Origin of the sequence: Chitinophaga agri (assembly GCF_010093065.1) — a bacterium.
Lineage (GTDB): Bacteria > Bacteroidota > Bacteroidia > Chitinophagales > Chitinophagaceae > Chitinophaga > Chitinophaga agri.
In genome coordinates this window covers 5,583,520-5,609,114 of record NZ_CP048113.1, presented here as the reverse complement: position 1 = coordinate 5,609,114, position 25,595 = coordinate 5,583,520, and the positions used below count along the sequence as shown (strand labels likewise).

Genomic DNA, 25,595 nt, shown 5'->3' with positions numbered 1-25,595 from the left:
GCTGTGTTTTTGCATTGACTATTAACCACTCATCTATGCAAGTAAGATATATTGCGTTCTTTTTTCTGTTTTTATCCTGTAATGTGTTCAATCAGGAGGATAAACAATATAGCTCTCCAAAGGGTTATAATCTGGCGGAGCCTACCCGTTACCGTGTAAGGCAATCAATGCAGGAGATTTCCGGAATTGTTCTCGCTCCCGATGAGCATCATATTATGGCCATCAATGACGAGGAGGGCAAGATCTATTCGATCGATCTGGATACTGAAAAGCCTTACCCTACTTCCAAATTTGACAAAAGCGGCGACTACGAAGATCTCGCTACTTCTGGTAATGACTGGTTCGTACTCAAAAGTAACGGGCACCTCTATCATGTGAACGGTATGTTCACCGATACAGCCGACGCCACTCACTACAAACTATCTGTTCCCGGTAAAAGGGAATTTGAAAGCCTCTATTTTGACGCAAGAGACAGCAGCCTGGTGCTCATTTGCAAAGCCTGTGAAGAAGACAAACATGAAGGTTTTACTTCTGCCTTCCGGTTCCGGCTGAGTACTATGGAGTATGATACCACTCCGGCATTCCGTATCAACGTAGGAGAAATTGCCAGACTTACCGGCGGCGATGTAGGCCGTTTCAAGCCATCAGCAGCAGCCGTCCATCCCATTGAACATCGCCTGTATATTGTATCGGCAGTAAACCGCTTACTGGTTATTACTGATCTCGATGGCAAAGTACAGGAGGCTTATAATCTACGACATCGCAAATTCGCGCAGCCTGAAGGCATCTCCTTCACTGCTCACGGCGACATGTACATATCTAACGAGGCGGTAGACGAATCACAGGCCAATATTCTGAAATTTAAGTACAACTCATCACGATGATTAGCATTTTACCAAAAGCAAGACACCTTTTACCCCTTCTATTCCTCCCATTGCTCTCACAGGCTCAGATGACAGATGATAGTCTCGCCCGCAGAGTTATCCTCATTGGCGACGCCGGGGAACTGCACAAAGACGGTCACAACCCTGTCATTGACGCGGTGAAACAACGCATCAACCTCCAGGATGCCAGAAACACAGTATTGTTCCTGGGAGATAATGTATACCCGCTCGGCTTACCTGATGCCGGTTCTGCGAGATATGATGAGGCCAGAAAGATACTCGACTACCAGGTGGACCTGGTAAGAAATACAGCTACACAAGCCATCTTCATTCCGGGTAACCACGACTGGAAACGCTCGCAGCCTGATGGATGGCAAACCGTTATCAACCAGCAGCTGTATGTCGATTCATTACAACTGCCCAATGTAAACTTCCTGCCCAAAGACGGTTGTCCGGGACCGGAAGAAGTACATCTTGATAATAATACCACCCTCATCATCATGGATACTGAATGGTGGTTATTCCCTTATCAGAAGCCTGGTTCCGAATCTTCCTGCGATACTAAAACAAGGGAAGAGGTCCTGACCGAGATCAGTGACATTGTGAGCCGTAACAGAAATAAACTGATCATATTTGCAGCGCACCACCCTTTCAGAAGCTATAGTATACATGGTGGCTACTATACGATCAAACAACATATATTCCCCTTCACCGATCTCAAGAAAGGCCTGTATATACCACTGCCCATCATAGGTTCTATCTATCCTATTACGCGTGGCGTATTCGGTACTCCGGAAGATATCCCCAACCCGACCTATCAGTCTATGATACGCGGTGTGGAAGCGGCAATCAAACCACACGGCCCGGCTATCTTCGTATCGGGCCATGATCATACTTTACAGCTTATCAAAGATGATGAGAACTTTTATGTAGTAAGTGGCGCTGGTGCCAAAGAGACCCGTGTAAAGAAAGGCGCGAAATCATTATACGCCAGTAACGAAAATGGTTATACCGTACTGGAAATATCTAAAAGCGGTCGTGTAGAAGCGAAATACTATACTGTTGACAAAACAGACGGTCCTGCCTATGCGCAACAGCTGTTCAGCATACAGGACGTTCGTTCAAGCGCCATCGCCAATGCCAGTCCTTCTGCCAGCCAGTTACCTGCTACGGTCACTATGCCGGCAGATTCCCAGTATACCGGTAAGTCAGGTTTTCATTACTGGCTGATGGGCAGGAACTACCGTGAAGTGTGGGCGACTCCCCTCCCCTTCCATGTACTGGACCTGAACAAAGAAAAAGGTGGCTTAAAGATCCTAAAACGTGGTGGTGGTATGCAAACGCTGTCCCTGCGACTGGAAGATAAGAACGGTACCGAATGGGTACTCCGTTCTCTGAAGAAATATCCTGCGAAAGCAGTACCGGAAGCACTACGCGAAACCGTGGCTAAAGACGTCGTACAGGATCAGATCTCTGCAGCCAATCCTTATGCGCCACTCGCTGTCGTGCCACTGGCGGATGCTGCCGGTGTTCATCATACAAATCCCACCTTTGTATATCTGCCTAAAGACACCGTACTGGGCGTGTATGCGAACACTTATGGTGATGATGTGTATCTATTCGAAGAAAGAGAACCTGACGTAAAAGGTAAAACACTGAATACGCCGAAACTACTGGAGCAGATACTGGGAGATAATGATAATACCGTCAATCAGCAGGCTGTACTGAATGCCCGTTTACTAGACTGGCTGATAGCCGACTGGGACCGTCACGATGACCAGTGGAGATGGGGTGCAGAAAAAGGTAAGAAGGCAAAAAGACAAGTCTATTTTCCAATCCCGCGTGATCGTGACCAGGCATTTTTTGTCAATGAAGGCACCCTGCCACGTATTGCTGCCAGGAAATGGGCATTGCCTAATATCCAGGGCTTCCGTCCGAAGATCAGGTATATTGAAGGACAGAACCCTACTGCTCAGCCATTTGACCGTTCTTTCATGAACGAACTGAGCGAACAGGAATGGAAAGATATCTCGCATGCTTTTGTACAACGTATCACAGACTCTGTGATCAGAACAGCGGCTAACCAGTTTCCTGAGCCGGTCAAAGCACAGGTAGGCGAACGTGTGTATACAACATTGAAGGCACGTCGTGATATCCTGGAAGATGAAGCATTGAAATTCTACCGTTTTATTTCCAAAAAAGTGGAGATCACGGGTAGTAAAAAGAATGAACTGTTCTCTATTGAGCGTCAGCCGGAAGGGAAAATAGATGTCACCGTTACCAAGATCAGTAAAAAAGGTGAACTGGAACAGGTGATCTATCACCGTCTCTTCGACCCGAAAGATACCCGTGAGTTAAGAATATTCGGCCTCGGAGGAGAAGACAGGTTCATTGTAAAAGGTGATAATGGTTCTCCTATCAAGATCCGTATCATCGGTGGTAAAGATGCAGATGCCTATATAGACAGCACTGGCAGTCATGCGGGTAAACGCATCCTGATCTATGACCTGGCCAATAAGAAGGATACTTTCGATATGCATGGTAATGACAGACTCAGACTGTCATCCAACCCGGACGTTATCCGTTACGAACGTACTTTCTTCCGAAACCAGTATAACAAACTGATGCCACTGGCAACCGCTGCCTTCAACCAGGATGACGGTCTGTCCCTTGGTCTTGGTTTCCAGTATACTACACAGGGCTTCCGTAAGAAACCATTCGCCACAAGGCACACCGTACTGGCAGGTCATTCTCTTGGTACCAATGCATGGCAGTTCCGTTATTTCGGAGAGTTCACAGATGCTATCGGTAATTCCGACCTGACGCTCGCCGCCAATGTAAAGGCGCCTAACAATACAGTGAACTTCTTCGGTTTCGGTAATGAGTCCGACTTTGATAAGTCGCTCGGTATCCGGTATTACCGTACCCGTTTCAGCCTGTATAATGTAGAGCCGCTGCTGAATACAAAACTCTCTGATCATCTGCAGCTGTACTACGGTCCATCATTTACTTACTACACGTTGGATAAAGATGAGACGGTAGGTCGCATCACCTCCGACTTTCCGAAAAACGGGCTGGACTCCCTCGCCGTATTCCAGTCTAAAACCTATGCAGGTTTACGTGTGGGATTAAAGATCGATACCCGTGATAATAGCATGATCCCAACAAGAGGTATCAACTGGAATACGTCTGTATATGGTAGTCAGGGACTGAATGCACAAAAACGTAACTATGTGCAGGTGCAAACCGATCTGAGCCTTTACACAAACTTCCATGTACCTACCAGTGTGGTGTTAGTCACCCGTTTCGGTGCCAATAAGATCTGGGGCGATTATGAATATTTCCAGGCTGCGACCCTGGGCGGTGTACAGAACCTGCGTGGTTTCCGTAATTCACGCTTTAGTGGTAATGCTTCTGTGTATAATAATGTGGAACTGCGTATCAAGCTGTTTGATTTTCGCTCATATCTGTTCCCAGCCAGTGTAGGACTGCTTGCATTTAATGATGTGGGTAGAGTATGGTACCAGAATCAAAAGTCTGGCATCTGGCATGATGGTTATGGTGGAGGTTTCTACTTTACGCCGGCTAATCTGGTGGTATTGTCAGCTGTGGTGGGCCGCTCTGAAGAAGGGGTATTACCTTATATTACTTTCGGGTTCCGGTTCTGATCCGGGGCTGATTGACTTTCAGTTGGCGCCGCTTGATATTGCTGATACTGCGTTCATCTTATGTTCATAAACGTGATATGAACGCAGTACCAGTAATATCAAAGCGGTGTCAAACCGATATCAGATAAAAGAAGACCTATTGTTTTGTGATCCTTATTAGTCCATGTTTACCTTCACGCGTAAGGCCCTGAGTCCGCTTACTCCCTGTAAATCTTCCAGGTCTAACATTTCCACATCAGGTAGCAGGATACCTTTATTCTGCAGGAAGGTGATGTATTTCAGATATTCCTCCATTTCCTTGGCATAGGCATACACAATAGAAATAGTCCCCGGCTGGGTAAGACGTTTGCCCGTCTGGCGGATATGCACTTTGTCGATCCTTTTCTTAATGATCTCGTACCGGATATTATATGCTCCTTCCACATCGAAACGGCGTTCATCCTGGCGGAAACTAATATCGATCGGATTACTATGGGCCAGTATCAGCTGGGTAGTCTGCAGCGGCACTTTCAGATTAGCCTTCAGTTTATTGGTCAGTTTAGCTATTTCTGCCATAGAGGAGATCTGCCAGAGACGAAGGTTACGCAGGTACAGCAGGTCAAATTTGCGGTTTTGGGCGATAGACTGACCGATGTAGATATTATATTCCACACCATCCGTACGGTACTTTTCAAAGTAGCATGGAAAGGAATGCTGGATATTGTCTTTCTCTTTATCCAGGTATTTATTGATCTCTGTATTAATGCTGGCCAGGCTGTCTTCATATTCCTGACGGTGATGCAGGATATGTCCTTCGCTTGTATCTACCAGGGAGAAATAACGCTCCAGTGCTGGCTGCAGCAGCGGATGACTTTCGTGCAGATGGCGGAACAGGGGGCCGATCTCTTCGTCCAGGTAGTTATTGGTCTTCAGCTCGTCTTCTGACAGCATCCCACTGGTAATACCGGTGATCAGCTCTTCATTTTTGAACTTCAGTTCTTCCAGTAGCGGCAGGTAAATAGCCTCACTGATATGTTCCAGTGTTTCCTTGATCAGTAACAGTTGCTCTCGAAGGTCTTCGTGAATAGCGTTACTACGTTCAGTCGAAGAGTTACGGATGTCTACGGCACCATATAGTGGGTATACATCTTCAAATGCGATATTCCCAATGTCTTTACGATCTTCTTTTGGTGTATGCAGATAGTGCCATGCCGCATCAATGAACTTCCATTCGACAGAAGGCTGTAAGGCGGTGAACTGTTCTTTGATCACCTGGGTGATACGATTATTCAGTACATCTACGCCGCGGGTCAGCATCATGATCAGCAGCGGATAAGCCGGCATAGCCCTGCCCATTGTTTCCGCGGTGATCTTGTTTGGTTCGGAAGAGGCCAGTTCAATGATGCCGAGTAACTGTCCTTCATGCCATACCGGTGCCATCACATAACTCCTGATACCTTTCAGCGGCAGATAGCGCAGGAAAGGGAAAGACAGCAAAGTCGCCTCTGTTACCTCGGGAATAAACAGTGGTTCTTTTTGCAGGATCAGATGATCAAGCAGCTGCTGAAATAATTGCTGCTGCTGCTTGCCGTTATTGATCACACCCAGCATCACACCACTTTCACATAGATCACATTCCAGTACATAACGTCCATTGATCTTAGGGATCGGTACAATATGCACGCTGACATCTTCCTGCTGCATGAGAGATGCTACTTCCTCTTCCATGCGGCGGTAGGTTTGCTGTTCATTGCCATCGTGCATATTCAGTATGAGATTTTTCATACTGTTCTGCACCTCATCTTTTGTCACATCCTGTATAGTCCAGATCACAAATCCTTCCAGCGCAAAGTTGCGCAGTGGCAGCATTTCCTGCAGGACATCCAGTGAGAACTTGTTACGGCAAACGTTATCATAACTGAGTTTAGGCAGGTCACCTTTTACAATGACATCCACAAAGCGGGCGTCGATCTGCAGTTTGACATATTTCTTCAGACCATTACTGTCTGGTATCGTAACATGATGGATGATCTCATTCCGGTAGTCTACCGGGAAGTCATATACTTTTTCCAGGATCAGTTTATATAACCATTCCAGTTTGTCTTTCTTCACTTTCTCTACGGAGATCCCCTCCGGCACGGCGACCAGCTTATCACCGTTAGCAGCGAAAAGCTTTTTGAACAGATCGGAGTAGTAGAAGATGGCAAATTTGTGAGGGATACCTATGCCATAGATATCTTTATCCATATCAACTGTGACAGGGAATATGGTGGAAACAACGAGATCCAGGTATTCCTGGTAGGCAGACAGATCGTCCGCACCAGCAATGGGACTTAATAAGGCGGGATTACCTTCGAACTGGTTTACAATATGCTGATAGTAAGTGGCACGCGCATCCGACTTCCGGGCAGCCCTCTCTTTCAGGAACTTTACGTAAGGACCGAACGAGATATGACTGTCTATCAGCACTTCTTCTTCTGTAAACACCTCGGACTTAGCAGATAAAACTTTCATAAATCAAAATGTATAAAAAACACTCATCTTATACTGTTAATATAAGAGACGAATGGCTCGAGAAAATATTTTAAGGTACTTAGCAGTGTTATACAGTGGCAGGTAAAAGCAGGAATGTGTGGTGATTATTTGGCAAAGTTATGTTAAAACTGGTTACAACATTTCAAAAAAAATGCAGATTTGCTTATACAAATCTGCATTAATATTTTAAGTATTAGCTATTTAGCTACTATATCTCTATCTGATTACGCAGCAAATCTTCCAGGGTATCCCTTTTACGGATCAGCTGAGCTTTCCCATCTTTTACCATCACCTCGGCAGGCTTCAGGCGTGAGTTGAAGTTAGAGGACATTTCAAATCCGTAGGCGCCGGCGTTATAGAATACCAGGTAATCACCTTCCTTCACTTCATTTATTTTACGGTCCCATCCGAAGGTATCTGTTTCGCAGATATTACCAACGACGGTATAGATCCGCTCTGTTCCTTTCGGGTTAGAGATGTTCTTGATCAGGTGGAACGCATCATAGAACATAGGTCTGATCAGGTGGTTAAAGCCTGAATTTACGCCTACGAACACGGTAGCGGTGGTTTGTTTGATCACATTGGCCTTTACAACAAAGTATCCGCACTGACTTACGAGGAACTTACCCGGTTCAAACCATACCTGTAAAGGACGATTGTAGGTAGCGCTGAATTTGTTGAAAGCGTCAGACAGTTTCCTACCCAGCAGGTTGATATCAGTTTCAGGATCACCGGCCTGGTAGGCCACTTTAAAGCCACTACCCAGGTCTATAAACTGCAGGTCAGGGAAGTGAACAGCCTGTTCAAACATGATCTCAACGCCACGCAGGAACACGTCTACATCCTTGATCTCGGAACCGGTGTGCATGTGCAGCCCCGTCACTTTCAGCTTGGTACTCTTTACGATACGCTCGATATGACGCAGCTGGTGGATCGAGATACCGAACTTGCTGTCAACGTGGCCGGTGGAGATCTTATAGTTACCACCCGCCATAATATGCGGGTTCAGGCGGATACAGATCGGGTAGGAATCGCCGAAGCGGTTACCGAACTGTTCCAGGATGGAAATATTATCGATGTTAATATTGACGCCCAGATCTTTCGCAGCGATAATCTCATCCAGGTCTACGCAGTTAGGCGTGAAGATGATATTGTCCGGGGTGAAACCAGCTTTCAGGCCCAGGTGAACTTCCTGTATGGATACAGTATCCAGTCCGCAGCCCAGAGAGTTGATATATTTCAGTACGTTAATATTGGTAAGTGCTTTACAGGCATAGAAAAAGCGAGCATCCGTCTTGTGGAAAGCCGTTTGCAGCTTTTCGTACTGGATCTTTATTTTTTCAGCATGATATACATATACCGGAGTTCCAAATTCCTCAGCCACCTTTACAAGGAATTCGGCAGGGAGAAGATCGCTTTGCTTAGACATCTATTGGATAATGATTTACAAAATTTCACATGCAGGCGACGGATGATAGGCCAAGGCCGCCCGAAAAGCATGCGAATTTACTACTGAAAACGGATATTTTTTATTTACTCTTCCTCGCCTTCCATGAAATCGTCAAGTTCACGGCGTTCTTTCTTGGTTGGACGGCCGATCTTGCTTGGACGTTTACCGGTCTGGAAGAAAGAGGCTTCACGGGCCTGCGCCTTATCTTCTTCAGGCGTAATGTCATTATAGAACTTGATGGCCTCGGTATATTGTACCCGGTTGGCCAGCAGGGCGGTCACCTGGATCACCCATTTACGGCCTTCGGTCCTGATTTCGTAAGTGTCACCTACTGCCACGTTTCTGGCAGCCTTGATCTGTACGCCACTCATTTTCACCCTACCAGATTCACAACCGGCAGAAGCCAGGGAGCGGGATTTGAAGATCCTGATGGCCCAGAGATATTTGTCGAGTCTTACTTTTTCTACTGCTTTCATCTTGTATAATATATAAGGCCGGCACGTTTGTGACGAGCCGGCCTTCAAATTTATTAAAATATGGTGTGATAAGACTATTTACTCATTTCCGCAAAGTACTTGTGGAAGTAAGGGATGGTTTCGATACCCTTATAGAAATTAGCCAGACCGTATTTTTCATTTGGAGAGTGCAGGTTATCACTATCCAGACCGAAGCCCATGAGGATGGTTTTCAGGCCCAGTTCTTTTTCGAACAGTGCCACGATCGGAATACTTCCACCGCCACGCATTGGGATCGGCAGCTTACCGAAGGTAGCATTGATCGCTTCGCTGGCAGCTTTGAAGGCTACATGATCAGTTGGCGTTACGTAAGGGCTGCCACCATGGTGAGTGGTCACCTTTACCTTTACGCTCTTAGGAGCGATATTTTCAAAATGAGCCTGGAACAGCTGAGATATTTCTACCCAGTCCTGGTTAGGTACGAGACGCATGGATATTTTCGCGAATGCTTTTGAAGGCAGTACGGTTTTGGATCCTTCGCCGGTGTAGCCACCCCAGATACCATTCACTTCCAGCGTCGGACGGATACCAGTACGCTCAATAGTGGAATAACCTTTTTCGCCCCAGAGTTCATTTATGCCCAGGTCAGCTTTGTATTCAGCTTCGTCAAACGGAGCAGCGTTCAGGGCATCACGGTCTTCCTGGCTCAGGTCCTGTACTTTGTCATAGAAGCCCGGGATGGTGATGTGGTTATTTTCATCATGCATGGAAGCGATCATCTTACAGAGGATGGTCGCAGGGTTTGCTACGGCGCCACCATAAACGCCACTGTGCAGGTCACGATTAGGACCGGTCACTTCTACTTCCATGTAGGACAGGCCACGTAAGCCGGTGTCCAGGGATGGGTTTTCAAGGCTGAGCATAGCGGTGTCAGAGATCAGCACCACATCCGCTTTCAGTCTTTCTTTATTTTCCTTGATAAAAATACCCAGGTTAGCAGAACCAACTTCTTCTTCACCTTCTATCATGAATTTGATATTGCAGGGGAGGGTGTTGGTTTTGGACATAGTTTCGAATGCCTTCACATGCATATAGAACTGACCTTTATCGTCAGCGCTACCACGTGCGTAGATCTTTTCATCTTTGATCACAGGCTCGAACGGACCACTGTCCCACAATTCCAGTGGATCGGCAGGTTGCACGTCATAGTGACCATATACCAATACCGTAGGCAGTTTAGGATCAATGATCTTTTCACCGTATACGATAGGATGACCTGCAGTAGGGCATACTTCCACTTTTTCGGCGCCGGCTTCCTCCAGACGGGCTTTTACAGCTTCAGCGCAGTTTTTAACATCCGGGCTAAAGCGGGAGTCCGCACTAACAGAGGGAATGCGCAGCAGTTCCAGCAGTTCTTCCAGGAAACGATCTTTATTCTGTACCTGATAATCTTTCCAAACTTGCATGTTCCAGTAAATTAAACTTTTAGAAAGGTGCAATTTAAGGGAAAGTCCGAAATATTGATTTGTCAGTTTCCGCTGTCGAAATTTGTTCCCGTTAACAGCCCGTTAACACTTTTCTGATTCTTTTGTTCGAAATTACCACAGAATCCGGTACACACTACAACCAATTATCCAATCGTATGCAAACCAGCGAGGACACCATCATGTTATCCGCGCTTAAACAGGATAACAAATTAGAGGCTTATCGATACTTTTTTCTGAAATACTACAAGCCTCTCTGCCTCAAAGCCTGCCAGATGTTGGGAAATGTGGAACAAGCAAAAGAGGAGGTGCAGCAGCTATTTATTGAAGTATGGCTTGACCGTACCTACAGAAAGATCGCACATTCACCTGGGGGATTTTTCTATCAGCTTTTATATGAGCGATGCCTGTCTGTGAAGCAGCAGCAGGTAACGACAGCGACTGCCTGTTTGCCGTGTAAGACGGGGCCGGCTCTTATACCCAAGCCACTGCCTCATCCACTGGCTGTATTACTAGATTCGTGACCCGACCAATGATACACACAACTTTATAACCCTCAATCACCTTCACGGTACTAAAATGAAATACGACCAAGAGTATATATACACATTACTCCTGCGTAAGCAACTTGGCGAATTAAGTGAAGTGGAAGATCAGTTGCTCCAACAGGTCATGCAGACCGACGAGCAGGTTCGTAAATGCTGGCATGAACAGGAACAGGCCATACTCTACACTGACAGTGCCTTCCTGGATGATCTGCGTGTAGAGCACGACTGGTGCACCATTGCAGCCATCCTTACTCCGAAGCCCATTCATGCGAGAATATTCAGCTATGTGAAACGTCATAGTACAGCAGCCGCTATATTGGTGACAGCTACCGCATTTGCGGCGGGCTGGTATGCCTTGGAACATCACTACAGGTTATCTGACAGGCCATCCATCACCCGGGCGGTTACTGCATACCGCCAACCCAGAACGACTGCCGCGGGCAAACCGGCAACGATCAATTACACACTTCCGGCAGATACCGCCGCCAGCATCAGCAGTACAACAGGTGCCCTGCTGCCTGGGGAAGATGTGGCCAGGCCTGCTGACAGCCTTACAACCCTGCCATTAAAACGAATTACGCATGACACTATTTACCAGAGTAGTGCTATTGAGTGGAATACGCTGACTGTTCCCCCTAAGACGGACTACCGCATTGAATTGTCAGACGGCACAGAAGTACATCTGAATGCAAGTTCCACGCTAAGGTTCCCTTTCATCTTCCCGGGTAAAACGAGGGAAGTATACCTGGAAGGGGAAGCCTATTTCACCGTGGCTCACGATCCGAAGCATCCGTTTATTGTACATACGGGCACAACGTCAGTCATCGCACTTGGTACGACTTTCAATGTGAATTCATACGATAACAATCTGATCACGACTTCCCTGGTAACAGGCAGCGTGGTAACAGATGTAGGCGATAGTCTTGATGTAACGTTAAAACCGGGATATGAAGCTATTTATAAGCCCGGTGAACGTTTTAGGGTAAAACGTTTTGACGAGAACGTTACTCTTGGCTGGAGAGACGGTATATTCCGCTTTCATAATAAGCCACTGGAAGAAATTGTACCGGTGTTAAAGCGCTGGTTTGGGCTGAAGGTTATCTTCACTTCATCTGCCATCGCGAATATTCAGTTTACCGGCGATCTTGAAAAAGAGAAATCTATTACTAATTTCCTGGATGAGCTGTGCTGGGAGAAAAAGCTGGATTACAAGATCTATGACGGCACTGTACACTTTACGCTGCAGAAAGGATAACAGGGGAACAAACTAGGAGATCAGTTTCTGTCTGAGCAGAAATTCAAGCTTCTCATTAACGTCCAGCAGTTTCGCTGTGAGCTCCTTATTTTCTTTACGAAGGGCATATACTTCATATGCCTTATCTATGTTTTGTCTCAACTCGTCATCATTCCATGGCTTGGAAAAGTACTTATAGACCTGCCCTTTGTTAATAGCATCGATCACCGCATTAATATCAGCATAGCCTGTCAGCAGCATCCTGATCGGTTCAGGATACTTGTCGAGAATAGATTCGAAAAACTCAATTCCCGTCATTTTCGGCATACGCTGATCAGAGATAATAAGCTGTATATCCTGTTTGGCAAGTATTTCTTCCGCCTCTTCCGCGGAAGTAGCAGTAAACACCGTATATAGTCTTCTGAAGGAGGCTTTGAAAGCATTTAAATTATGTACCTCGTCATCAATATACAGGATATGGATGTGTTGTGCACTCATTGACGCAACCTTGGATTCAAATAATTAACAATAAACGCGTTACAAACGAATGAAAGATAAACACTGAAAAAACAAGCGGTTAAACTAACCTAATTATGGATAACTTCTTTAAATACAAGCTGTTCCGTACCCTTTCAGCTGTGAAATGGCTTTAAAATTATAGAGAAACGTACATACAGGGCCCGTTTTTTTTGACAATGCTACTATCTTTTCTGTGAAAGTGAAATAATGCCGTTTTATCGTATTTCTCAATACCCTTGCAGATTAAAAAAAAGCTCCTATGTTTGCTATTACTATCCAGACTATTCATGGAGGTTCACATGGATGCCCCCAAACTGCATTCCTAAGTTACGATAAACCAAAATGAAATGGTACTGTTGCATATAAATCTATAAACAACCTGGTTTAAACTTAAATTCTGATAAAAATGAAAAAAAGCACGCTCGTAATCGTAATTATCATTGCCGTTGTAGTATTATTTGGCGGCTGTGGTATCTCTAAGTACAATAAGATCGTGAATCTTGACGAGTCTGTAAAAACTTCCTGGGGTACTGTACAGAGCCAGTATCAACGTAGAATGGACCTCATCCCTAACCTCGTGGCTACAGTAAAGGGCGCAGCAAATTTCGAGAAAGAAACACTCACACAGGTGATAGAAGCACGTGCGAAAGCTACGTCTATCCAGGTGAAAGCAGACGATCTGACTCCAGAGAAAATCCAGCAGTACCAGGCAGCACAGGGGCAACTGACCCAGGCACTGGGCAGATTGATGATGGTATCTGAGCAGTATCCTACACTGCAGGCTAACCAAAACTTCAGAGATCTGCAGGCTCAGATAGAAGGTACAGAAAACCGCATTGCTGTGGCGCGTAAAGACTTCAACGAAGTAGCAAGAGTATATAACAGCGGTATCCGCACTTTCCCTAATAACATTATCGCAGGTTTCGGTGGTTTCCAGCAGAGACCATACTTCGAAGCACAGGCTGGTGCTGATAGTGCTCCTAAAGTGCAATTCTAAAAGCAACCGGCATGAGCATATTCCCATTCAAAAGAAAAGAACTACTGACGGAAGCTGAAAAGCAACAACTGGTACAGGCTATACGTGATGCCGAAAGACTCACGAGTGGGGAGATAAGATTATATGTGGAGAGCCATTGTAAATACGTCAATCCCATGGAGCGCGCAAAGGAAATATTCCTGCGGCTGGGCATGGGAAACACTAAACGCAGAAATGGCGTTATCCTGTATATCGCTCTGAAAGACCGGCAATTTGCCATACTGGGCGACAAAGGCATACACGAAAAAGTAGGCTCCGCATTCTGGGTAAAAGAAGCGGAGTTACTAGTCAGCCATTTCTCCAGGAATGAACTGATAGCCGGTATTGACACATGTATCAGGGAAATTGGGGAATCGCTTTGCCGGTATTTCCCTTTTGAAGGGGACGATGAAAACGAATTACCAGACGATATAGTGATCGGCAGATAAGCGACAGGCTGGTTCCTGCCGGACTGTAAAATTTTATATGATGAGGAAAATATGCTGGTTATGGCTGGTTTTATTATTGATTTCCGGGTTGACTGTCAGGGCACAGAACATTCCGCCCAGACCTAGTCCTCCACGGGCAGTAAATGACCTGGCAGGCGTATTATTAGGCAATGAAGCCGAAATGCTGGAGCAGAAACTCCGCGCCTACAATGACAGTACCTCTACCCAGATCGTAATCGTAACGATGAAAACCATTGGCGACTACGAAAGCAGCGAAGTAGCACTCAAAATACTTCGTGACTGGGGTGTAGGTACAAAGGGGAAAGACAATGGTATCGTTATACTCGCGGCTATCGAGGACAGAAAGGTCCGGATAGAAACCGGTTATGGAATGGAAGGCGTCATTCCGGATGCTATCGCTAACCGAATCATTGATGAAGCGATCAGGCCTAATTTCCCCAAACAACAATTTTACCGCGGCTTTGATGAAGCCACTGACATGATCATTAAAGCGGCCGCCGGAGAGTATAAAGGCACTGGTATAAAGTCAGGCAAGAGTAAAAACAAGAATGCACTCTTTATGGGTCTTTTTGTCATCATTGTTATTCTCATCATCATGAGAAACCGTGGTGGAGGTGGTGGAGGCACTACCGTTAGCCGAAGAGGTTACGGAGGTTGGATGGGCCCCATTGGTGGACTCGGCGGCTTCGGTGGCTTTGGTGGTGGTGGCTCTGGTGGATGGGGCGGTGGAGACAGTGGCGGTGGCAGCGACTTTGACTTCGGAGGCGGCTCCGGTGGTGGAGGTGGTGCCAGCGGAAACTGGTAAACACAGTATAACTGACTCATTATTATAACTCCGCCAGGTATTCCTGGCGGAGTTTTTTTATACTTCACTCAGTGGAAACCAGACATTTACCTTCGTTCCATTGGGCTGTCCGGCTTCATCGTAAAGGTCTTCTATTTCAAAAGTGGCATCCAGGTTAAAACGTCTGTTATATAATGCCAGCCTGTCCCTAGTGATCTGTAGTCCACGGGAATGATGTTCATTACCCTGCTGACGCTGCGCAACGGCCCTCTCCCTTCCTACCCCATTGTCTTCAATCACACAAAGCAGGCTCTTCTCACGTTTATGGAAAGTAATAGACAGGTGTCCGTTTCCTTTCTTGTGCAGCAATCCATGCCAGATAGCATTTTCCACAAACGGTTGTAAGATCATGGTAGGTATATCTGTAAAGTCAGGATCCAGCTCGTCATCTACAGAAATCGCATAACTGAACTGATCTCCAAAACGCAGTTTTTCCAGTTCCAGATAGTTTTCCAGCATACGTAGTTCGTTGGAAATAGGAATACTGTTCATCTGTGAATTATCCAGTACATTCCTGATCAGCCGGGCAAAACGCCCCAGGTAAGACAATGCCTGCTCCGTTTCCCGTTTCATCATGAATGTCTGTATAGAGTTCAGTGCATTGAAAATAAAGTGTGGGTTCATCTGCGCACGTAGTGCTTTCATTTCCAGCTGAGCGATCTGCTGCTGGATAGCCGTTCTCCGGCGGGCCTCCTTTTTAACAGCATTCACACGTAGTTTGAAGTAGACATAGACCAGCACAACGATCAGTAATACACATAGTATCCTGAAGAGCGCTGTTTGCCAGAAGGCGGGCAGGATATTAATCGTCAGTGTGGTAATACCCGTAGAAAATGTACCGGCAGGATTCACGCTACGTACCTTAAACAGGTAACTGCCGGGTGGCAGATTGGTATATCTGGCTACGAGTAAACCTTCCGCTTTTACCCATCCTTCATCCACCCCTTCCATCTGGTATAAATAGCCGACCGCTTCATGGTGGTAGAGCAGACTCTTAAATTCTATACTGATAAAGTTCTGCCGGTAAGAAAGTGTCACAGGGGCGTAACGACCTCTTTCCAAACCCAGATTGACCACACTATCCATAGTACGGAAACTGAGAATGGTCACATCCGGTGGCGGCGGCGCTACCTGCAGGACTTTCGGATCAAAGATCACAAAGTGATCTGATGCACCCACCATCAGCCTTCCGTCCAGCAGCATACTAACCGACCTGCGCACCTTTCTGTTATTATCGATGATGTCGCCTGTCTGTACAAATGTTTCTATAGCGCCCTGGTTACGGTTGAAGTGATAGAAACCATACTGCGTACTGAACCAGACGCCCAGCGTATCATTGACCTGCAGATTAAGGACCCATTCATTAAAGAGTGCCCCATTGATCATCAGCGGGCGGGCAGTTCCTTTATCTGTGTTGTAAACCCAGAGGCCATGATCAGTTCCTGCGATGAGTGTAGTATCATCCAGGAACTCAATACAGGTAATATTGCTGACTGTGTATTTATCGTGCGTAAAGACCTCCGAACCACTCACTTGTCCGTTATGACTATTAAACCGGAGCAACCCGGCATCACTGGTAGCGATCCAGAGCACAGAGTCATGCCTACGGGCAATATCCATGACGGTGATCGGTCTGTTCACATATTCCAGCAGACTGGGATAAGCCGTGAAGGAATCTGTATCAGTATTCCATTTTACCAGTCCTCTTTTATATAAGCCTATCCATACGATAGAATCTCCTTCCGGAGACATGGTCATCAGCGTCTGATCTCCGAATATGGGCACATGATAGTGCTGCAGAAATCTTCCTTTATTGGGATCGAATACAGAAAGCCGGCCATTTTCCTGTCCTACCAATACCTTCCCGTCACTCAATTCAGCAAAGCTCCATACCAGGCTACGCTCTTCCGGCAGCTGATAAGCGGGACTTTTGGCATCATGCAGATATTGCCCCATCAGGTCAAGGGAGGGATTCAGCCAGCAAATGCCTCTCCCCCAGTAACCGGCATAGATATTTCCATGACTATCCTGGAAGAGTCCAGTGACCTCAGCCCGGGGCAACCGCTCGTCTGTTCCTTTAAATGTGGTGCGATGGTCCATGATCCGGAAAGAGCCGGCAGGCATACTCAGGATGTTCACTCCCAGATCGGTTCCAACCCATAGACGGCCATTACGGTCATTGAGGAAACAGTTCACTTCAAAGTCATAGTGCAGGTCCTGATCATCTTCATTATTCGACCGGATATTGGTATCAAACTTACCCGATCGCTCATTATACCTGTAGATACCACCATTCTCCGTGGAGACCCAGATATCCTGTTCCCTGTCAGCAATGATATCGGTCACCATATTCCCGTTGGCAAATGGCAGAGAGAAGGAGAATGCATGAAAGTCACGGGTATCGGGGATATACTGATACAGGGAGTCACCTCCGCGGGTTGCTATCCACATACGTTGCTGCCCATCCAGATAAAACCGCCTGACACTACTTCGGATAGCTAGCAACGGGTCGTTTTCAGGATTATTATCAGCATAATAGAGACGCTTTCGCGATGGATCCAGCTTATAGATGCCTTTACGTCCGCTGATCCACAGGTTGCCTTTCCGGTCTTCAATAATGGTACTATACAGGTCCCGCCGGATTGACTCAGGAATATTGACAGGTTTAACAAAACGGTTATGCACGTCGTCATATTGGAGCAATCCTTCCTGTGTGGTAGCCCATATAACACCCGCATGGTCCTGAATGATACGGCTGCAACTCAGGCTTCCATGTATGGAGGGCGGAATATCTATTTTCAACACAGAAACAGTGGCAGTAGCCGGATCATAGTAGCGGATATTATCCGGCGCGCCCATCCAGATGCGACCTTTATTATCTTCACACAGGCAGATATCATCGTAGTAAATAGAGCCTGGTACTTTATCAAAACTGGCTACGGTAAGCAGGTTAATACCGTCATAACGCTGAAGGGCAGTACTGGCGATCCAGATAAACCCTTTGCTGTCCTGCAGTATGGCGGACACGTGATTACTGGCCAGACCGTCAGTCCGGTCCAGATGAGAGAATGTGTAAGACGAGCCTTGCCCTTTCACAAATGCACATGGCCCGATCATCAGCCAGAGCAGAAAGGCTGATATACACAAATATTTCGATAAGTACAGCTTCGTCAAGAGGTGAAAACGTTAAGTTGTTTTTTGTGGTTTACTGGTAGCTGCTATATATTTTCCGAGATCAAATGCATCCTCGCTTTTAGCCATGACAATCGTTGCTACGCCGTTTCCTATCAGGTTAGTAATGGCACGGGCTTCGGACATAAAGCGATCTACTCCTATCAGCACCCCTAGCCCTTCCAGCGGTATCACTTTCATGGCTGTAAGCGTTGATGTCAGTACAATAAAGCCACTACCAGTGATGCCAGCAGCTCCTTTCGAAGTGATCATTAGTATACCGATTATCGTCAACTGCTGTCCGAGGTCTAAAGGTACTTTAGAAAGCTGAGCCAGAAATATCACTGCCATAGAAAGATAAATACTGGTACCGTCGAGGTTGAAAGAATAACCTGCTGGGACCACCAATCCGACGATCTGCCTGGCACATCCCAGATTTTCCAGTTTCTCCATCAGTCCCGGCAGGGCAGATTCCGAAGAGGAGGTACCGAGTACGATCAGTAGTTCATTCCGGATAAATACGAGGTATTTCCACAGGCTGAACTCATATTTCCAGGCGATCAGTCCCAGTATAACAAAAATGAAGAGGAACATGGTGAGATAGACACATCCCAGTAGTTTAAGCATGGGGTATAAAGCCGTCAGCCCGAAGTTACCCACCGTATATACCATACCTCCAAAGGCACCCAAAGGGGCCAGGCGCATAATGAACTTAAGTATATTGAAAAAGACCTGCGACAGTTTTTCGAAGGTGGTTAGCAGAGAATTACCCGTTTCTTTCATTTTAGTGAGTCCGTAGCCGAACAGGATAGCAAATACGAGCACCTGAATAATATCGCCTTTAGCAAAAGAATCTACCACATTGGAAGGAACGATATGCATGAGAAATTCAGACCAGCTGAAGCCGGATGCCTGTTGCTGGTACTTAGCCACTTCGGCGGCATGCTCCTGCCGAGGGACCATTCCGGCACCGGGCTTCAGGATATTGGCAACTAAGAGCCCTATGACAATAGCTAATGTGGTAACAATCTCAAAATAGAGCAGGGCCTTTCCTCCTACGCGGCCGACCTTTTTCATATCACCCATACGGGCGATACCAAGTACGATGGTAAGGAAGATAATAGGGGCAATGAGCATTTTGATCAGATTGATAAAAACCTCACTCATCATTTTACCGGTAGGGGCAGCGGAGGGGAACAGGGCGCCAGTGATAATACCGATAAGGATAGCTATAATAACCTGGAAATAGAGATGGCGGAACAGTTTACTCATACGATCAAGATACAAAAAAACGCTTAACGCCGCATACCAGGAAGTATGCTGCGCCAAGCGTCTTTTTAATATAACGGGTAGGTGACTAGCCTTTGATAGCTGCAATACCAGGAAGGACTTTACCTTCGAAGAACTCCAGCAAAGCACCACCACCGGTAGATACATAACTAACTTTCTCAGACAGGCCAAACTGGTTTACCGCAGCTACGGAGTCACCACCACCTACCAGGGAGAAGGCACCCTGTGAAGTAGCGATCACAATAGCATCAGCAACAGCTTTGGTACCGTTCTGGAAAGCTTTCATTTCAAATACGCCCATAGGACCGTTCCACAGGATCGTTTTTGATTGCTGAATAGTTTCGCTGAACAGTGCTACGGATTTTTCTCCTATGTCCAGACCCATCCATCCAGCAGGGATGTTATCGTTGCTAACGATCTGCGTGTTTGCATCAGCGGCGAACTTATCAGCAGCTACTGAGTCAACAGGCAGGATCAGCTGAACACCTTTAGCTTTAGCTTTAGCCAGTAGTTCCAGGGCCAGGTCAAGTTTATCGTTTTCCACGAGGGAGTTACCGATTTCTTTACCCTGTGCTTTCAGGAAGGTGTAAGCCATACCGCCACCAATGATGATGTTATTAGCTTTTTCCATCAGGTTTTCGATGATCAGGATCTTGTCGCTTACTTTAGCGCCACCCAGGATAGCAGTGAATGGTTTACCAGCACCGCTCAGTACTTTTTCACCATTGCTTACTTCCGCTTCCATCAGCAGACCAAACATGCGTTTGTCAGCAGCAAAGAACTCAGCGATGACCGCTGTAGAGGCGTGTGCGCGGTGAGCGGTACCGAAGGCATCGTTCACATATACATCACCCAGTTTAGATAATTTTTCAGCGAAGGCCTTATCACCTTTTTCTTCTTCTTTATGGAAGCGCAGGTTCTCGAGCAGGAGCACTTCTCCAGGCTGCAGATTAGCAGCTGCTGTTTCTGCTACGGGACCAACGCAATCTTCCGCGAATTTAACTGTTACACCATCCAGTAATTTAACCAGGTGATATACCAGGTGCTTCAGGGAATACTTCTCGGTAGGACCATCTTTTGGACGGCCGAGGTGAGACATCAGGATAACGCTTCCGCCATCTTTCAGAATTTTCTTGATAGTTGGTACAGCGGCGGTCATACGGGTATCATCAGTGATCTCGTATTTATCGTTAAGCGGCACGTTGAAGTCTACGCGTACCACAGCTTTGTGGCCGCTGAAGTTGAAGTCGGAGAATTGACTCATTATTCAATTATTTTAAAGTGGAGAAGTGTGCTCAAAATAAAACGTAAATGGTGAACAGTGAATGGCTTGCGACGCGCACCATTTACCATTCACCATTTACAATATAGCGTTAAGGCTTATTTGTTGATCAGACCCGCGAAGTACTTAACGGTACGTACCAGCTGTGATACGTAGCTCATTTCGTTATCGTACCAGGACACGGTTTTCACCAGTTGTTTGTCTCCTACAGTGATAACTTTGGTCTGTGTAGCATCGTACAGAGAACCGTAGTTGATACCAACGATGTCAGTGCTTACGATCTCATCTTCGGTATAACCGAAAGATTCGTTAGCAGCAGCTTTCATAGCAGCGTTGATCTCTTCTGCAGTTACTTTCTTTTTCAGAACAGACACCAGTTCGGTCAGGGAGCCGGTGATAGTTGGAACACGCTGTGCGTTACCATCCAGTTTACCTTTCAGGGAAGGCAGTACCAGACCGATTGCTTTAGCAGCACCGGTGCTGTTAGGAACGATGTTAGCTGCAGCGGCACGTGCACGGCGCAGGTCACCTTTTGGATGAGGAGCATCCAGGGTGTTCTGGTCGTTGGTGTAAGCGTGGATGGTTGTCATAGTACCCAGTTCGATACCGAAGGAATCATCCAGTACTTTAGCCATTGGAGCCAGACAGTTAGTAGTACATGAAGCGCAGGAGATGATAGTTTCGCTACCATCCAGGATATCATGGTTTACGTTGAAAACAACTGTTTTCAGATCGCCGGTAGCTGGAGCAGAGATAACTACTCTTTTAGCACCAGCAGTCAGGTGAGCTGCTGCTTTATCTTTGTCTGCAAAGAAACCTGTAGACTCAATCACCACATCAATACCATGCTCTTTCCAGGGAATTTGTGAAGGATCTCTCTGTGCGTATATTTTTACCTCATTACCGTCAACTGTGATGGCGTTATCAGAATGCTTAACTTCTGAATCGAAACGACCCTGTGCAGAATCGTACTTCAGCAGATGAGCTAATACAGCGGGACTTGTAAGGTCATTAATAGCTACCACGTCTATGCCTGGCATCTTGTAGATCTGACGGTATACTAAGCGGCCAATACGACCGAAACCATTAATACCGATTTTAAGAGTAGTTCCCATTTTACACTGAGTTTGTTGAGATTGAAAAAAATTGAGTAGCGAATTTACAAGCTATAGTGGGATAAAGCAATATAAATTTAAGTTAAGCAACTTTTTTTTGGAAATATGAAAATACCGCTTACCTTTGCAGTCCCTTAAACATGGTGATCATGTCTAAGGGGAGTTAAAGATTAGCCGCGTTGGTCAATCGGCTAAGACGCCTCCCTTTCACGGAGGAATGACGGGTTCGACTCCCGTACGCGGTACCAAAGAGGACGGCAACAATACGAAAGTATTGTTGCCGTTTTTCTTTTGTGGTAATTCGTGCGCCAGTTGGGCGATGGAGTGGAAGACTCCTTATCAAGACCCAAAGCTGTAAAGCAAGGGAAAACTATTAGTTTTGCGGGAGAATGAAAGGAAAGTATACTTGTACTGCCTGTCGTACTAACAACTAAAAGGTAACATCAAAATATTTTCCCTTTTGCTGTATTACCAATCTTCCCGGAAATATATAAATCCCTATCTACACATGAACAAGTGGAAAATTTATGCAATATTCATGAGCCTCATGACATTTGGAGCGCTGAAAGAAACATTCAGAATATTAACTTCAAATGCTCCCGATATTGCCAATAACAGGATGTCAATACTTCCATTCGCTATCTGTATGTCTGTAATTTTCATGGTCCTTTCCATCCGGTTCTGGAGAAAGTCTTCCAACGTTATGTAATCTGCCTTTTAAGCATAACGGAATTAACACGCCGCTCCCATTCAACTTATTCGTCGTAACTTTCCGCATGACCACACTAAAAGAGAACGTACATACACTGAATAACCTTATCATCAGCCATGACACCTTAAAGGCCATGGAGTTATTCTATGCACATGATGTACAGATGCAGGAGAATGAAGATAGCCCGAGGCAAGGAAAAGAAGCGTGTATAGAACATGAAAAAATGATACTCGATCTTTTTGATCTTGACTATATCCTGATAGATCAGGCGATCAACGAAGCCGGCAATGTTGTTTTCAGCGAATGGGAAATGAACTTCACCAACAAAGAAACAGGTAAATCCAGCAAGCGGATACAGGTATCTGTGCAACACTGGCATGAAGGATTAATAGAAAGCGAGAAGTTCTATTATAACAGGTCTCCAAAGAAAATGTAACGATCTGCACTGTTTATCTACACCCGGGAATACTTTATACCGCACACGTCTTAAAGCATAGGCCGTATCGCATGGCACAGCATATTATCACTTATTCACGATTTTAACTTAGGTGAAAATTAAACTGGCCAGTACTCCGGACCTTTGACATGACAACACACTAAAAATCTGAAGTCATGTCAACATCATCTTATAACGCGTCAATAGACAGTCAATCAATTGAAACTGCCCGGTCATTACGCAGACTATACTTTTTCCGTGCGGCATTTTCCATCACCTGGGTGATCCTTGTTTCGCTATTTGCTAACACCTCTACGGCACTGGCTTATACGCTGCTGATCATTTATCCGGCCTGGGATGTAGCAGGTACTTTCTTGGATATACAGGCAAACCGCAATAGTGCATCCAAAACACCTCAATATGTAAATGCTGTGATCAGTGCTATTACTACAATAGCTGTGGGTCTTGCCTTACAAAAAGGTATCCCGGCAGCATTGATCGTGTTTGGTATATGGGCCATCGGTACAGGACTCATCCAGCTGGTGCTAGGTCTACGCCGCCGTAAATTATTAGGAGGCCAATGGCCGATGATCATTAGTGGAGGGCAATCGGTACTCGGCGGCACTTCCTTCATCGTGATGGCTCATGCACCAACGATGGGTATCCACAGCCTCGCCGGATATGCAGCCTTTGGCGCCTTTTACTATCTGCTTGCCGCATTCCGTCTATCTGGCACTGCTAATAGGAAGACAACGGCTTAACAGCAATCTTCAGTCAGCGTCGCCGGCATCAGCTCAAACAAGACATACAGTTACTTTTTCAGGCGTTTTCTGATCCTGCTGAGCGACGGATTAGTAATACCCAGAAAAGAGGAAATATGATACGCGGGAATCCGTTCAATGATATTTGGATGTTCGTCTAATAGCCGCAGGTATCGCTCTTCATGTGAGAAGAACATAAACTCTTCCGCACGTGTCTGTGCATATGCAAAAAACAATTCTGCCAGCAGCTTTCCGAAATGCAGCCAGTTGGTATTCCTTTCATAAAGGTGATGGAGATCTCTATAGGAAATAAAGATAATTTCCGCATCCTCCATCGCCTCTATGAAGTACCAGCAAGGGTTCCGGGAGATGAAACTTCTAAAGGAAACGACAAACTGATTTTCAGAAAAAAAGAAAATATTCTTATCTGATTCCGTTTTTGGATCATGATAGTAAATGCGGAAGATACCTCTTACTACCAATCCGAGATCATTGCAGACCATACGCTGCATATTAAAGAATTCACCTTTCCTGATCTTACGCGTTTTCCAGAATGCCTCGCTTTCCGCAATATCCTTATCCGATAATGCAGCAAAGTTCTTCAGGTGCTGTGCGAGGATCTCATTATTTGCAGTCATAATCGTTTTAATAAAAAGTCTACGTTCTCTTTGAAACTATCGTAGCCAACAAAAAAACCCAATTTCACCAATCACACTTCACTACATGTTAACTTAAGTTAAAACCTGCTACCAATTTAACAAATGTTTCACCCATATAGTGAGCTGTCCGGGTGCCAGGATATTATTTGAATTGTATAAATTTGGCAAATGGCAGCATTAGCGACAAAAAAGGCAAAAGGACAATTCAGGGTAGCTGGGATCAATGAGGGCAAATGCACACTTGACTCTTATAACCGCAGAGATTTCTATAAGATCAGTCTTGTGACGGAAGGTTCGCCATGCAGCCTTCGGTATGGCTCATTGCCAGATATTTATATTGACCGTCCAGTACTGGTACTGGTCAACCCTATAGTGCCCTATAACTGGACCCTACCTGAAAGGCAGGTTCCTTCCGACGGATATTTCTGTGTTTTCAACGATGAGTTCATTCGCACCAGTGCACAGCTCTCCGGCCTTACAGATCGCCTGTTTACCACGCAGGACTCTCCTGTCTACTTTCCTGACACTGCTACAAAACAATTCCTGACAGGGCTATTCATGCGTATGCGGGCCGAGGCCGATATGGACTATGCTGACAAGGATGAGCTGTTCCGCAGCCATCTTAGTCTGATATTTCATGAGGCTATAAAGATGCGGCGTACTGAAAAGCAGACAGATACTGGCGCTTCCAGGGTAGTCAACGAATTCATCCGCCTGCTCAACCAGCAGTTCCCGGTTGACATGCCCCTTCAGCCTATAGCACTGAAGAAAGCAGCCGATTTTGCCGACCGTATTGCCGTTCACATTAACCATCTGAATATGGTTGTGCAAAAAGCCACAGGTAAGTCAACCACCACGCACATCAGTGAGCGGCTCTTTGCAGAAGCGAAATCATTACTGAGTTATACTGATTATAGCGTAGCTGATATCGCATCAGGACTCGGATTTGAATACCAGAGCTATTTTAATCGCTTCTTTAGAAAGCATGCTGGCATCACTCCTCTTGACTACCGCAAGAACTTTGAAAAGTATAAATAGTCCTTTGAAAAGTCTTTGACTGACAACACCAGCCTACCTAGCTTTG

Annotated in this window: 21 protein-coding genes and 1 tRNA gene; 12 read left to right on the top strand and 10 right to left on the bottom strand. The window is 45.9% G+C overall.

Going from position 1 to position 25,595, the window contains the following annotated elements; genetic code table 11:
• The first annotated feature begins 35 nt into the window (after nt 1-35).
• On the top strand, nt 36-884 hold the full coding sequence (locus GWR21_RS22470; RefSeq protein ID WP_162333915.1) for an SdiA-regulated domain-containing protein: 849 nt from the start codon (nt 36-38) through the stop codon (nt 882-884).
• Nucleotides 881-4,552, top strand: coding sequence for a BamA/TamA family outer membrane protein (locus tag GWR21_RS22465; protein WP_162333914.1), 3,672 nt, complete (start codon nt 881-883; stop codon nt 4,550-4,552). Before GWR21_RS22470 ends, GWR21_RS22465 begins: the two co-directional genes overlap by 4 nt.
• Nucleotides 4,553-4,708: 156 nt before the next feature.
• Here GWR21_RS22465 and GWR21_RS22460 read toward each other — a convergent pair whose 3' ends face one another.
• The 4 genes from GWR21_RS22460 to GWR21_RS22445 all read right to left on the bottom strand — a co-directional run bounded on the left by GWR21_RS22460 (nt 4,709) and on the right by GWR21_RS22445 (nt 10,437).
• The gene (locus GWR21_RS22460) at nt 4,709-7,045 is read right to left on the bottom strand and encodes a GAF domain-containing protein (RefSeq protein WP_162333913.1); all 2,337 of its coding nucleotides are present in this window, start codon (nt 7,043-7,045) and stop codon (nt 4,709-4,711) included.
• Between the two features lie 229 nt (nt 7,046-7,274).
• A complete protein-coding gene (lysA, locus tag GWR21_RS22455) occupies nt 7,275-8,495 on the bottom strand; it encodes a diaminopimelate decarboxylase (RefSeq protein WP_162333912.1) in 1,221 nt (406 codons plus the stop codon).
• 104 nt (nt 8,496-8,599) lie between these two features.
• Nucleotides 8,600-8,992 (bottom strand): RNA-binding S4 domain-containing protein, encoded by a 393-nt coding sequence (locus GWR21_RS22450; RefSeq protein ID WP_162333911.1) that lies wholly within the window; start codon nt 8,990-8,992, stop codon nt 8,600-8,602.
• Between the two features lie 74 nt (nt 8,993-9,066).
• Nucleotides 9,067-10,437: a dipeptidase gene (locus GWR21_RS22445; protein WP_162333910.1), complete on the bottom strand. Its 1,371-nt coding sequence runs from the start codon at nt 10,435-10,437 to the stop codon at nt 9,067-9,069.
• Nucleotides 10,438-10,613: 176 nt separating this feature from the next.
• Here GWR21_RS22445 and GWR21_RS22440 point away from each other — a divergent pair, with 176 nt between their 5' ends.
• Together GWR21_RS22440 and GWR21_RS22435 are read left to right on the top strand one after the other, a co-directional pair.
• A complete protein-coding gene (locus GWR21_RS22440) occupies nt 10,614-10,979 on the top strand; it encodes an RNA polymerase sigma factor (RefSeq protein WP_162333909.1) in 366 nt (121 codons plus the stop codon).
• 55 nt (nt 10,980-11,034) lie between these two features.
• A complete protein-coding gene (locus tag GWR21_RS22435; RefSeq protein WP_162333908.1) occupies nt 11,035-12,258 on the top strand; it encodes a FecR family protein in 1,224 nt (407 codons plus the stop codon).
• 12 nt (nt 12,259-12,270) lie between these two features.
• On the opposite strand, the gene GWR21_RS22430 is transcribed toward GWR21_RS22435, so the two are convergent.
• The gene (locus GWR21_RS22430; protein WP_162333907.1) at nt 12,271-12,735 is read right to left on the bottom strand and encodes a response regulator; all 465 of its coding nucleotides are present in this window, start codon (nt 12,733-12,735) and stop codon (nt 12,271-12,273) included.
• A gap of 427 nt (nt 12,736-13,162) precedes the next feature.
• On the opposite strand from GWR21_RS22430, the gene GWR21_RS22425 reads away from it, so the two are divergent.
• Genes GWR21_RS22425 through GWR21_RS22415 form a run of 3 tightly spaced genes read left to right on the top strand, consistent with a single transcriptional unit; the run spans nt 13,163 to nt 15,046 of the window.
• Nucleotides 13,163-13,753, top strand: a complete 591-nt coding sequence (locus tag GWR21_RS22425) for a LemA family protein (protein ID WP_162333906.1) — start codon at nt 13,163-13,165, stop codon at nt 13,751-13,753.
• A gap of 11 nt (nt 13,754-13,764) precedes the next feature.
• Nucleotides 13,765-14,220: a TPM domain-containing protein gene (locus GWR21_RS22420; protein WP_162333905.1), complete on the top strand. Its 456-nt coding sequence runs from the start codon at nt 13,765-13,767 to the stop codon at nt 14,218-14,220.
• Between the two features lie 37 nt (nt 14,221-14,257).
• Nucleotides 14,258-15,046, top strand: a complete 789-nt coding sequence (locus tag GWR21_RS22415) for a TPM domain-containing protein (RefSeq protein WP_162333904.1) — start codon at nt 14,258-14,260, stop codon at nt 15,044-15,046.
• Nucleotides 15,047-15,103: 57 nt separating this feature from the next.
• Here GWR21_RS22415 and GWR21_RS22410 read toward each other — a convergent pair whose 3' ends face one another.
• From GWR21_RS22410 to gap, 4 genes are all read right to left on the bottom strand, one after another.
• On the bottom strand, nt 15,104-18,232 hold the full coding sequence (locus GWR21_RS22410; RefSeq protein WP_162333903.1) for a sensor histidine kinase: 3,129 nt from the start codon (nt 18,230-18,232) through the stop codon (nt 15,104-15,106).
• Between the two features lie 39 nt (nt 18,233-18,271).
• Nucleotides 18,272-19,528, bottom strand: coding sequence for a C4-dicarboxylate transporter DctA (gene dctA, locus GWR21_RS22405; RefSeq protein ID WP_162333902.1), 1,257 nt, complete (start codon nt 19,526-19,528; stop codon nt 18,272-18,274).
• Between the two features lie 85 nt (nt 19,529-19,613).
• Nucleotides 19,614-20,810, bottom strand: coding sequence for a phosphoglycerate kinase (locus GWR21_RS22400; protein WP_162333901.1), 1,197 nt, complete (start codon nt 20,808-20,810; stop codon nt 19,614-19,616).
• A gap of 116 nt (nt 20,811-20,926) precedes the next feature.
• On the bottom strand, nt 20,927-21,943 hold the full coding sequence (gene gap / locus GWR21_RS22395; RefSeq protein ID WP_012789070.1) for a type I glyceraldehyde-3-phosphate dehydrogenase: 1,017 nt from the start codon (nt 21,941-21,943) through the stop codon (nt 20,927-20,929).
• A 173-nt stretch (nt 21,944-22,116) separates the two neighbouring features.
• Here gap and GWR21_RS22390 point away from each other — a divergent pair.
• From GWR21_RS22390 to GWR21_RS22375, 4 genes are all read left to right on the top strand, one after another.
• Nucleotides 22,117-22,191, top strand: a tRNA-Glu gene (locus tag GWR21_RS22390).
• 260 nt (nt 22,192-22,451) lie between these two features.
• Nucleotides 22,452-22,652 (top strand): hypothetical protein, encoded by a 201-nt coding sequence (locus GWR21_RS22385; RefSeq protein WP_162333900.1) that lies wholly within the window; start codon nt 22,452-22,454, stop codon nt 22,650-22,652.
• A gap of 67 nt (nt 22,653-22,719) precedes the next feature.
• Entirely contained in the window at nt 22,720-23,091 is a 372-nt protein-coding gene (locus GWR21_RS22380) for a nuclear transport factor 2 family protein (protein WP_162333899.1), read from the top strand.
• Nucleotides 23,092-23,267: 176 nt separating this feature from the next.
• On the top strand, nt 23,268-23,852 hold the full coding sequence (locus GWR21_RS22375) for a hypothetical protein (protein ID WP_202928980.1): 585 nt from the start codon (nt 23,268-23,270) through the stop codon (nt 23,850-23,852).
• A gap of 50 nt (nt 23,853-23,902) precedes the next feature.
• Here GWR21_RS22375 and GWR21_RS22370 read toward each other — a convergent pair whose 3' ends face one another.
• On the bottom strand, nt 23,903-24,490 hold the full coding sequence (locus GWR21_RS22370; RefSeq protein ID WP_162333898.1) for a Crp/Fnr family transcriptional regulator: 588 nt from the start codon (nt 24,488-24,490) through the stop codon (nt 23,903-23,905).
• A 189-nt stretch (nt 24,491-24,679) separates the two neighbouring features.
• Between GWR21_RS22370 and GWR21_RS22365 the strand changes: the two genes are divergently transcribed.
• Complete coding sequence (locus tag GWR21_RS22365; protein WP_162333897.1) at nt 24,680-25,549, top strand: helix-turn-helix domain-containing protein; 870 nt, start codon at nt 24,680-24,682, stop codon at nt 25,547-25,549.
• Nucleotides 25,550-25,595: the final 46 nt, after the last annotated feature.